The sequence below is a fragment of the Alistipes sp. DJF_B185 genome (genome assembly GCF_964250025.1).
GTDB classification, from domain to species: domain Bacteria; phylum Bacteroidota; class Bacteroidia; order Bacteroidales; family Rikenellaceae; genus Alistipes; species Alistipes finegoldii.
This window is the reverse complement of sequence record NZ_CAXUDY010000025.1, coordinates 1-10,534: the sequence shown is the minus strand read 5'-3', so window position 1 is coordinate 10,534 and position 10,534 is coordinate 1. Positions and strand designations below refer to the sequence as shown.

The 10,534-nt window shown below is 55.6% G+C and carries 14 protein-coding genes; 1 reads left to right on the top strand and 13 read right to left on the bottom strand.

Annotated features, from left to right (window positions below; translation table 11 throughout):
- Window positions 1-171: 171 nt before the first annotated feature.
- Window positions 172-393 carry a DUF2795 domain-containing protein gene (locus tag ACESTR_RS15375; RefSeq protein ID WP_278717882.1) on the bottom strand — a complete coding sequence of 74 codons (222 nt, stop codon included), beginning with the start codon at window positions 391-393 and terminating at the stop codon, window positions 172-174.
- A 434-nt stretch (window positions 394-827) separates the two neighbouring features.
- Here ACESTR_RS15375 and fsa point away from each other — a divergent pair, with 434 nt between their 5' ends.
- Window positions 828-1,484: a fructose-6-phosphate aldolase gene (fsa, locus tag ACESTR_RS15370; protein WP_279183709.1), complete on the top strand. Its 657-nt coding sequence runs from the start codon at window positions 828-830 to the stop codon at window positions 1,482-1,484.
- 75 nt (window positions 1,485-1,559) lie between these two features.
- Here fsa and ACESTR_RS15365 read toward each other — a convergent pair whose 3' ends face one another.
- The 12 genes from ACESTR_RS15365 to ACESTR_RS15310 all read right to left on the bottom strand — a co-directional run bounded on the left by ACESTR_RS15365 (window position 1,560) and on the right by ACESTR_RS15310 (window position 10,311).
- A complete protein-coding gene (locus tag ACESTR_RS15365) occupies window positions 1,560-1,838 on the bottom strand; it encodes an HU family DNA-binding protein (RefSeq protein ID WP_279183708.1) in 279 nt (92 codons plus the stop codon).
- Between the two features lie 166 nt (window positions 1,839-2,004).
- A complete protein-coding gene (locus tag ACESTR_RS15360) occupies window positions 2,005-2,712 on the bottom strand; it encodes a nucleotidyl transferase AbiEii/AbiGii toxin family protein (protein ID WP_279183707.1) in 708 nt (235 codons plus the stop codon).
- Window positions 2,667-2,993, bottom strand: a complete 327-nt coding sequence (locus ACESTR_RS15355) for a DUF6922 domain-containing protein (RefSeq protein WP_279183706.1) — start codon at window positions 2,991-2,993, stop codon at window positions 2,667-2,669. Before ACESTR_RS15355 ends, ACESTR_RS15360 begins: the two co-directional genes overlap by 46 nt.
- Before the next feature lie 245 nt (window positions 2,994-3,238).
- Window positions 3,239-3,529 (bottom strand): DUF4120 family protein, encoded by a 291-nt coding sequence (locus ACESTR_RS15350; RefSeq protein WP_278718346.1) that lies wholly within the window; start codon window positions 3,527-3,529, stop codon window positions 3,239-3,241.
- Between the two features lie 24 nt (window positions 3,530-3,553).
- Window positions 3,554-3,877 (bottom strand): hypothetical protein, encoded by a 324-nt coding sequence (locus ACESTR_RS15345; protein WP_278718343.1) that lies wholly within the window; start codon window positions 3,875-3,877, stop codon window positions 3,554-3,556.
- Window positions 3,856-4,032 (bottom strand): hypothetical protein, encoded by a 177-nt coding sequence (locus ACESTR_RS15340; RefSeq protein ID WP_278718340.1) that lies wholly within the window; start codon window positions 4,030-4,032, stop codon window positions 3,856-3,858. The genes ACESTR_RS15345 and ACESTR_RS15340 overlap by 22 nt, the downstream gene beginning before the upstream one ends.
- Before the next feature lie 14 nt (window positions 4,033-4,046).
- On the bottom strand, window positions 4,047-4,607 hold the full coding sequence (locus ACESTR_RS15335; protein WP_346989356.1) for a hypothetical protein: 561 nt from the start codon (window positions 4,605-4,607) through the stop codon (window positions 4,047-4,049).
- Window positions 4,604-5,149 (bottom strand): hypothetical protein, encoded by a 546-nt coding sequence (locus tag ACESTR_RS15330; protein ID WP_315975934.1) that lies wholly within the window; start codon window positions 5,147-5,149, stop codon window positions 4,604-4,606. Before ACESTR_RS15330 ends, ACESTR_RS15335 begins: the two co-directional genes overlap by 4 nt.
- A 64-nt stretch (window positions 5,150-5,213) precedes the next feature.
- Window positions 5,214-6,257: a hypothetical protein gene (locus tag ACESTR_RS15325; protein ID WP_315975935.1), complete on the bottom strand. Its 1,044-nt coding sequence runs from the start codon at window positions 6,255-6,257 to the stop codon at window positions 5,214-5,216.
- A 17-nt stretch (window positions 6,258-6,274) separates the two neighbouring features.
- The gene (locus tag ACESTR_RS15320; RefSeq protein WP_373179401.1) at window positions 6,275-7,105 is read right to left on the bottom strand and encodes a DUF4121 family protein; all 831 of its coding nucleotides are present in this window, start codon (window positions 7,103-7,105) and stop codon (window positions 6,275-6,277) included.
- 70 nt (window positions 7,106-7,175) lie between these two features.
- The gene (locus tag ACESTR_RS15315; RefSeq protein ID WP_302782357.1) at window positions 7,176-8,165 is read right to left on the bottom strand and encodes an ArdC family protein; all 990 of its coding nucleotides are present in this window, start codon (window positions 8,163-8,165) and stop codon (window positions 7,176-7,178) included.
- A gap of 70 nt (window positions 8,166-8,235) precedes the next feature.
- Complete coding sequence (locus ACESTR_RS15310; RefSeq protein ID WP_302782359.1) at window positions 8,236-10,311, bottom strand: ParB/RepB/Spo0J family partition protein; 2,076 nt, start codon at window positions 10,309-10,311, stop codon at window positions 8,236-8,238.
- Window positions 10,312-10,534: the final 223 nt, after the last annotated feature.

The following is a 10,534-nucleotide window of genomic DNA, read 5'->3' as shown; positions in this document are numbered from 1 at the left end:
GAAACAGTGGAGATCTTACGGTCTTTTCTTGTCAAAATCATTTTGCAAAAGGATTCCAGACATAAGTTCCGCACGCTACGGCCCTGAAAGGCAGTTCGTTTCCGAACAATCAGACACCCCGATACGGTTTTCAGACCGTACCGGGGTGTCTTTCATGCAGCTTGAGGAAACTCAATATTCATCTTCATTGAACAGAAAATCTTCTTTCGAAGGATAGTCCGGCCAAAGCTCCTCGATCGATTCGAAGACCTCGTCGTCCTCTTCGATCTCCTGCAAGTTCTCCAGAACCGCTTCGGGAAGTCCCGAGCGATTGGCGTAGTCGATCAGTTCGTCTTTGGTTGCGGGCCAAGGGGCATCTTCGAGCCACGAGGCCAGTTCGAGTGTCCAATACATGATTCGGTAAAGTTTTATCTCTCTGAAATTTCCGGAAAAAACAGGGCTTTTCCTTACGGGGATGCAAAGGTAAAGCAAAAAAACGATGCCCGCAAACGAAGCGATCCCTACAGAGTACATTCCGGATGTTCGAATGTCCTAACATCCGATTTTTACGGATGCGTCCGGCGTACAGGACTATGCGGTATCCCGAGGAGAAGAACCGAAAACCGCAACGAGAATTCCGATCCCTGTAAAGGCTCGTGAATCCGAACCGGAGATACATCCCGCTCAAGGTATTCGGGAAGACAGCATGCTGCCGTAAAGCCGCCGACGGACTGTTTCCGGACACTGACAGCGTCGTAAAGAATTTCCGCAATATAAAATCGGATATTATCCGGTATAACCTATATGGAATTTTCGTTTCTTTATGGAAATCTAAAACCTATCGAATCATGAAATTCTTCATCGACACGGCCAATTTGGAGCAGATCCGCAAGGCGCACGAACTGGGCGTTCTGGACGGCGTGACGACCAACCCATCGCTGATGGCCAAAGAGAACATCCGGGGTACGGAGAACTGCAACCGTCATTACGTTGAAATCTGTAACATCGTCGAAGGGGACGTGAGCGCCGAGGTCATAGCCACCGACTTCGAAGGAATGGTGCGCGAAGGCGAGGCGCTGGCGGCGCTGCATCCCCGCATCGTCGTGAAACTGCCCTGCACGGCAGCAGGAATACGGGCCGTGAAATATTTTGCCGCCAAGGATATCCGGACGAACTGCACGCTGGTATTCTCCATAGGGCAGGCGTTGTTGGCGGCAAAGGCCGGAGCGACCTACGTGTCTCCGTTCGTGGGACGTCTCGACGACATCTCCGAAGACGGCGTAGCATTAGTAGCCCACATCGTGAAAGTCTACCGCACCTATGGTTACAAAACGCAGGTGCTGGCCGCTTCGATCCGTCATACGCAGCACATCGTCCAGTGCCTCGATGCGGGTGCCGATGTGGCGACATGCCCCCTTGCGGCGATCGAAGGGCTGCTCAGACATCCACTGACGGACAGCGGGCTGGAAAAGTTCCTCGCAGACCACGCACGTCTGAATGTCTGACGAAATACCGGCAGCGACAATATGCAAACAGCCCGATTCGAACATTCGAATCGGGCTGTTATGGTCATCGGGCGATCATTTCTTTCCCAAAAGCCGCTGGAAGGCGGGAGAAGGCTTGAATGCAGGAATGTCGTGTGCAGGAATTACAATCGTCGTGTTCTTCATGATATCACGACCCTTTTTCTCCTTGCGGCTTTTAATCAGGAAGGTTCCGAAGCCGCGGAGGTAAACGTTTTCCTTACGAATCTGGGCTGCACGCACCTGTTCCATAAATTCCTCGACAACGGCCGAAACGGTTACGGCCTCGACGCCCGTTTCCCGGGCGATCTGCTTTACGATATCTGCTTTAGTCATGTTTTGTAAGTTTTTATCCGATAAAAGTAAACAAACTTTGAGCTTAAAAAACTCATCGGCAGTCCAACGATTATACCAACAGGTTTATTGTATTGCCGCAGGACGGCGCATAATGATAATTAGAAAGTAAAATCCGGGGTCGCCCATTTTTAACATGGATACGGATTCATCTCTTCCGGCCCCGTTTCATAGAGGTCGTATCCTTGTCCTCCGCTACGGGACGTTTCTGTTCTTTTAACGGCCACTGCGAAAAAACATGCTCTTGGCGGACTGTCATCTCTTTCAGTCGTCGGGCGATCTGCTTCCAGTCGTATTCGAAATTCAGCATGACGACATTCTCGTCGAAGTCGATGTCATCGAAATATGTGAGTGCCTTGAACGGGCGGATGACATTTGCCTGCGGAAATTTTCGTTCGTAGCATTTGAGCATCTCATAAAACGGGATGCGGGTGGACAGACAGGCGATATCTACGAAATCTTTGAGCCGCGAACCGTCGTCGGCGATCGCAGACAGCTTCATGGCGACAATATCCTCGACGCTGTATAAACGGATTCCGGATTCCACATAGGGTTGCCGAAGATATGCATATTTGTGAGCTATGCAGTCGATCTTAACGCCGTCGATCATGCCTTTCAGCGTGTCGGGACGCCTGAAGGCCGTTTGGAATCCGTATCGCTGCGAAAGAAACGCTTCGAGTTCCCCGGCGTCGAACGACTGCGGAGTGAACAGATCCAGATCGACACTCACACGATGCCCCAGATATAAGGCCAAAGCCGTACCGTCGGCCAGATTGAACGCCGCAAGCCGGGGCTCGGCCTCCAACTGTTTCAACAACCCAAGTGTCTGCGGCGCAACTGTCTGCGTGTGTAACATCTCAATTCCTCTTTTTTAAGGCCGAAAGCCGTACATACGAAATTCATATCCTGTGCCGAGAGTGTCGGAACCTCTTTGATGATTTCCCGGAAGCCTTCGATGCCTCCGTAGAGGTCGAACGCCGCGAAGTAGTCCCGGAGCCATCCCCGTTCTATGACGCGCTGCACGACGACCTTACGCGAACGCTGCCAGTCGAACTGCGTCAGGTCATAGTCCCAAAGCAATGTTTTTGAGACCTTGCAGCAGCCTTTATTTCGGATATAGTCATCGAATATGGTCATGGGCCGGAGTTCGTTTCGCTTTACAAATATACGAATTATCCTGATGATATGCAATTTCCGTGCTTTGTCCGGCACACGTCTTCAAGAGTTGTGTCTTGTCGCTCGTCATTCGCCGCAGCAGACACGGGACAAATCGGATATACACTCCCCGACGAAGGTCGGATACGGTGGTACGGACATCTCCGAACCGATTGTCCCTGTCTGCAGCATAGTGCAAAATTTTCATACGCATAAATAACCGGTTTTCAGGTGTGGGTCGCCCAGCCGTGAAAGGGGCGGTCGATAAAACAGCACGACCGATCCGGGCGGCCGTGGTAAACCAATCCGCCGACAACGCCCAGACTCCCGTCGGGATAGCGTTCCTTGAAGAGGAACGAATAGGGCGCGAAGTCCCTGTAAAGTTCGATTTGGCATGGATGATGGGGATTCCGCTCCCGAAGTTCGAGTCGCTCCAAACATTCCCGAAGCGTGCTGTCGCCGATGCTCTCGGCGTATTGCACTACCTTATCGTAGTGCTCCTGACACATGATTTTCATAATAATCAAATTTTAGAATTTTGTTTATTTCCCCATTTCGGGGTGTTGTTGTTCCAGAAAGATGATCCGCTGTCGGATATACCGCAGCAGCGGCTCTCCGTCGCCGACCGACACCGACAAGGTATTCATGCCATTTATCTCACCGAGTGTTCCCGGTGCGAAGCGGGCGCGGGTACGCTCCGTGTCGAAAAACAGCTCACCGCCCAGCTCGGTAAAGGTAATGCCGAGGAACTGTCCGCTGCTTTTCAGCCGTCCGAGAACCGGAACGGCACATCGCAGTCCTATCGGGTGATATTCCTCTTTCTGCTCCCACTCGATTTCAGGCGTCAGGCGGGCGATCTCCGCCATGACCGGACGGATAGCCCCTCCGTCCAGCGAAGCTCGTTCAGGAGCTTGCGCTCCTCCTGCAACTTTGCGATTTTGCCGTCGATTTCCGCACGGCGTTTAGCGCACTCAGCCTGATGTCGGCGGTAGTGCGAAACGATTTTTTCGATATTTTCCATAGTGTCCTGAACTTTTATCCGTACCAACTGCACCGCAGGGGCTGCCCGTCCCATTTCCACGCAGTGCGGCATGAGTCGATGCGGATATAATTTTTCGACCGACGGTGCGTATGGGTCTTGCCCTTGAAAACATCGGGCAGCGGGACGGTCGTTCCGCACATATAGCCGTCTTCGGTAGTTCGCTGGTCGAGCTGCCGCAGGTCTACCGCGCTGCCGCGGATCGCTATGACCTGATAGAAGTCGATATTGGTCTGCTCCCAGCCCCACGACGAGTAGAGGATGTCGCCGACGCGCAGCGAACGTCGGAACTCCTCACTCGACCGCGCTACGGCTTCGTCATGGCGACGGAAGCGCTCGGCTTCCTGCCGGATACGCTCCATAGCTTTGTCGTATTCTTCCGGGGTGTGGGCCTTGTAAACATACCGGGGGCGCTTCATCCCCGGCGTCCATGCCGCGATACAGCGGCCGTTACGGCCCTGAAACCGGACAAGCGAGATATTATAGATTAATTCGGGAGCGAAACCCGTCCCTTGAGCGAGCCGCGCGGCGTTCTTGTTGATGCGATAGGTTTTCATTGTTTCTGAGATTTAAGATTTTGGGTATCTTCTTCTACGATTCGGAAGTTTTCGGGATTCCAGCCCTTTGCGATCAGCGCGGCCTGCGCGTCGATGAGGCTCGGAAAGATGCGGCGCCTCTGCCGCGAAAAAGAGATGTATCCGACATAAATACGTCGCACAGTGCTTCTTTGATATTCGAGGTGGCAGCGGCACGGAACGGGCCGATAGTGCAGGAAGCCCCGCATGCGCAGCAGCAGGCCACGTTCGTACTCCTTGTCTTCGCGGCAGCGTTCCCACGCCTCGTATTTGTCGATGCTGTCGGTCAGCAGCGTGTAACCGACAGCCCGGTCATAGCGGGTTCGGCCCTGCCAAAGGCCCTTGAAAAAGAGCGACAGCAATTCCAGTTCGAGCGTCGGACGGCCTTTCGTGCGCAGCGTTTCGGTCAGGGATACGACCTCGTCGTAACGAAAGTCGAGCGGACGGATGTTGTTCGCCGCCATGCGCACCATCACCCGCAGGTCCGAAGTAATGGTGATACGTGTTATAATCTGATAGCTCATAATGATATGCAATTAAGAGACCGCAGCTTTAGGGCTGCGGCCTGGTTTGACAGTACGTGTCGTGTTATTTCGGATTGGTCGTGTCCCGGAACTTCAATCCGAAATCGCCGCAGGCCGTACGCAGATCTTCGCTGAACTTGCTGCTCTCGCAATAATAATCACCCATCCGTTCGGCCAACTTCTGCAGATCGCCGTCCGTAATCGTCGCAGTATCGTATCCGTGTCTTTCGAGAGCCGTACGGTTCAGAAAGGCGATGTCGAACTCCGCATTCGGATCGTTCTTACTCGGAACGCTTCGCAGTTTCTCGTCGGTGAATCGGTAAATCTCGTCGAGGTATTCCTTCTCCGTCCGGTTTGCATCTCCGTGCTGCCGGGAGAACTCGTCGCCCCAGGCAATGAGCGTCGCAGCCGTATCGCGGAAGTTGTCCGAGGGCCGGAACTTCCTGCGCCCGGCTTCATAGGCGATATCGACCAGCACCTCGGCATAGTCGCGCAGGGACACATTGCCCGGAAGCGCTGCGGGTTGCCTTTTCATAAAGGCAGTAATGGCCTCGGCATAGATCCGGAGTTGCAGACGGTCGCGCTCCGCGGCGGCTTCGTCGCAGTCCAGTCCGAATTCCGGGGATTCATGGCCATCGAGGAAGTTCTGCAATTCACCCAGCCGGAAAACGTCGTAGCGCGTAGGATATTCCGGCAGGCAGCGTTCCACAAAATCTTCCGTAAGATCGCTTGTCGTCTGCGGCGCAGCTTCGGCGGACGGGATGAAATCGTATTCTTCCAGCCATTCGACGATGCCTTGCAGGGTATCGCAGGAGAGATTTTCAAGCGGAAGCGGGAAATCATCCCCGCCGTTCATCAGGCAGACGGGAGTCAGCCCGTCCTCACAAAATTCGAGGGAGATTACATTGCGATAAAGACCGTCGTATCTGATTGTAAGGGGCGACTCGTAATACTCTTCATAGGCGAGGCCGTCCGTATCTGCCAGCCTCTCGCGGTCTGTCGCATCGGCCGAATAGGTTCCCAGGCGCCCTTGCCGGCTGGCGATGACCGAGCGGATGACGCCGATCTGATAAGTGCGCAGTTTTTCGAGTGTTTCTTTGTTTTTCATAGTCATAGAGAATCAAGTTATTTATAAGAAAATTCCGGCCTGACGAAATAACAGACCGTGGTATGCCGCCCGTGATCCTTGACGAGTTTCACGGGCTGGGGCGCGTTGTAGATGCGCCGCTCTGTAACGGGAGCATCGAGCGCATCCCATTTCTCTTGCGATACGGCGGTCTGCTCGTCCCGATAACACCAAATGATGACGGATTTCGGGTCGGGAGCCGCGAATACCGTTCCTTCGTAATCGGAGAGAAACCGTCGGAACTCCTCCTCCGCCCGAAACGAAATGCAGTCGCCACGGTAAAGGTCACCGTCCCGGCGTTCCGGATCCTTATGAAGGCTGATCTTGCGCCATTTTTCGGTGGAGAAATCACCATAGAGCGGATCGCCTTCCCGAAACTCCCACAGCGGCACCTCGGCGCAGAACCGGACGATTCCGTTGCCGCAGGCGCCGCAATGGCCCCAATCGCAGAAATCCCCCGGCACAGCACCGGAAGGCTTCAGCTCTTGCGGCATCACGGCTGTAAAAGGCCCGCCGCTGACCGAGCAGCCAATACCGCCGGCTGTCGCCCACACGAAAGGCACGTAAGGGCACAGGCAGATCGAGCGCGTTCCGTCTTCACGGACAGCCTCGATCAGGGCGTTGCCGTGGAAGTCGCCGTGGCGCGTGGTATAGCGCACCCGGTCGCCGACCTGCGGGACACGCGGGTTACGGGTATGTTCGATATGACGCACCAGCTTATTGGCCATGTCCACGTCCTCTTGCGTCAGGTGGTGTTCATGGTCGTAAAGCGTATTCATCGGCAGCAGCGTTTCGCGACTGTACCGTTCTTCGGTTTTGGAATGTTGCATATTGCTGATAATAAAAGCGCCGCGACCTTTCGGTCGCAGCGCAGGTTAAACAAAAATTTTCTATAAGGGTTCAGGCGGCTTCGGCCGGAATCGCATCCGAGGTTTCCGGCTCCTGTTCGCAGGCCAGCCGTTCGGAGATCATCCGCGCGGCACGGTTCACGTCCGTGAGGATGTCAAACAGATAGGTCGGCTCTTTACGGAACTCCGCCAGCCAGTCTTTGATATAGGCGGCGCTCTCCTCGCGGGGCGCTGTGGCGAAGCCCAGCATCGCACCACACAAGGCCGCCGTAAGCTCGGCGACCAGCTCCTCACGGATATAACCAGCATCTCCGTAACAATTACCCAAAGGACGGTTCAGACGCTCCGCATACCCCGTGCTGTGCGTGACTTCGTGAAGAAGCGTCGTATAGAAGGCCGCACCCTCCGGAAACTGCCGTTTCTCGGGGCAGATGATCCGGTCGAGCGTCGGTGAATAGGACGCCTTGTCTCCGGATTTAAGAAGGATAGGACAGAGCCACGACTGCTCCGCCAGCATCCGATCGAGCGCCTCGCATGTCAGGCCGTCCGAATAGTCTTTCGGCCCGGTCGGTATCGTAAGCGAAGCATAGCGCTCCGGCTGCTGTTCCGACATATCCGTCTGGTCGATGTTGAAGACCGGGTAGTAGCGCATCACGGGCAGCACGTCGTATTGCCGTCGCTGCTCCTGGGGTAGGCGGTAATATTCCGCCGATTCGATCTTTTTGCGGGTCTCCTTATGGCGGACGTAGAGTTTCCAGAAGAAGACCGGAAACGACCCGGAGCCTTTGAGGATGTTCAGGCCCTCCTCCTTGGCCTGTTTGAAGGTCATGAAGAGCGGCGTTCGGTAGCCTGCGATCTCCGAGAGGAACAGCAGCATCAGGATATTCCCGCCCCGGTAGGGCGTGCCGCGCAGGTTGCGCGGGAGTCCGTGCGCAAGATCGGCGATCCACGGCTTGCGCCACGTTTCGGTAAGCGTTTCCATCTTCTTTATCATCAGCTCCGTCAACTGCGGAGCGATCTTTTCAATCAGATTCTTGTTCATTGTTATAGTAATATAAAGACGGAGCAGGCATGACCTGCTCCGTCGGTTGGACATTTCGTTCGCGCTACCGTTATGCCGCCGTTTTCATCTCCTCCGGCATCCGGGTATCGGGTTCGATATCCGGGTCCATCGGAATAATCAACGGCTCCGGCGACGGCTCTGCGTCGGGCATCTCGTCCGGCAGCAGATCCGGGAGTTCCTCGGGCTCGAAGTCCGGAGCCTCCCGCATCGAGACCGCCATCTCCTCGGCCTCGGCCTTCGCCTGCAAGGCGTCAATCTGCTCCTGAAGCCGGGCTTTGCGCTTTTCGTATGTTTCCAGATACTGTTGTTGAACGGCTTGGCTCTGTTCCGCAAAGTTCAGATCTGCAAAGCGGCACATCATTCCCGTCAGGAGCGTTTCGTCCGTACAGCGGTACTCCGGAGCCGCCGAACGGAAGTAGTCCACCAGAAACGCACGGATCAGCGCCGCCTGCTGCTTGGCCGTAATGCGTCCCGCAGCGGCGAACTGCTCCTCGTCGGTCAGGTAAGAGCCCTCCTTGGGCCGGAAACCGCACTGACGGAGTTTCGAATCGCTCATTACGCGCTGCATCACGGCGTAGTAGAACATCTGCTGCTCCTCTTTCTGCAAGGGCTTGTTAGCAACCTTCACATCGAGGAAGACACGCTTCATATCGGTCGTGATATGTTCGTAGCAGATTTCCCGGTAGCGACGCTCCTGTTGGAGCAGTCCCTCCAGCGGCGATGGCGGGACGACGGAGACAAAAACTTTGCGTTCATTGGACTGTCCCTCGTTTATTGTCACTTCCCGCTCTTCGTCCTCGATCTCTTCGTAGCGGAACTCGATGTCGAGGTTGCCGATGACGGCGTACTTGCGCACACGCCCTTCCGAGATGTCGAACTCCAACTGCTGCGTCTCTTCGGCGAATGCCGCCATTTCGGCTTCGTACTCTTCCTGAGCCTCGGAGAACTCCTCTTCCGATTCGAACTCTTCGGCCTGCGGAGCGTCGGGCATCTGAGGGCCTTTGTCGTAGTGATAAACGCTGTATTCCAGCTCTTCGACGTGATAGCCCTCCTGTTCGAGCGCTTCGAGCACCGCGACGGGCGTCGCGCCGTTCGTCGCCAGCGTCGTACGCGGATCGTCCTTGAGGAGTTTCACGGCCTTCAGTACGAGGTACTCGTCATTCTTGCGGAGCATGCACTCGCGGTTCTGGCAGCCTGCGCAGCCGTCTGCACATTCGTCCTTGAACAGCACCTGATTGGCCGTGTTGTGCTGGCAGGAAAGGCACTCCGTCTTATCGAAGTTATAGCTTTCCAGCTTGGTCATGTAACGCTCGTAGAGACGCCGGGCGATCTCCTTGATCCGCGCCGTCTTCCACGAGTTGTAGCACCCCTCGGCGAAATGATCGTCGTAGACCTCCTGCTGGATGTCGGCCGGATATTTGGCGATCTCCGTGGCGACACCCACCGAGATATCCTCCCGGTCGAGCATCCCGGCCAAAGCGTCGATCAGTTCGCAGAGTTTCAGTCGCGAGCGGATGTAGGCTTCCGACTTGCCGAACTTGCCCACGAGGCTCTCGATCGTATGCCGTCCCGACTGCAGGGCCCGCTTGTAGGCGGCGGCCTCCTCGCGCGGCCGCACGTCCTCGCGCTGCAGGTTCTCCGTGATGGCGGCATCCTCGGCCTCGGCGTCCGACAAATCCCGTACCAAGGCCGGGATGAATTTCAGATTCGCCATGGCCGCGGCCCAGTAGCGGCGCTCGCCGTAGACGATCTCGAAGCCCTCGTCCTTCGGACGCACGCAGATAGGCTGCAGTACGCCCGACTGTTTGATGCTCTCGGCAAGTTCCAGCAGCGTATCCTCACGGAAGTTCTTGCGGGGATTGTAGGTCGAATTGACGATCTTGTTCAGATCCAGCAGCCGGACATCCGTCTCGGGATGGACTGCCGGTTGTTCGGCAGGACTGGTTGCTGCGACAGGATTTACAGCTCCGATATCCGTTGTCTGCGGTTCGGCGGGTTTCGTGTCGGGAGTCTCGGCTGCAACCGGGTCTTGCGCTTGCACCGCAACGGCCTCGGGAACAGCCGGAGTCCGAACTGCGGACTTGCCGCCTTTCTTCGATTTCGAATTTGCTTTCGCAGTCTGCATAACATGTAACAGTTTTTACCGTGTGTCTCACGTGTTTATATGCTCGCACGAATTTTATTGTTTTTATCGCGCAAGCAATGAATAATATGTTATGAGGCTTTATATCCCGAACGGGTCGGTTGCCTCGGGAAGAGTCATAAGCCCGCGGCGCAGGCGCAGGGACGGAAAAATACCGCAGCCCCGGCGAGGATGATTTTTCCGCCCCGGAGCCGGAGAGGGAGGC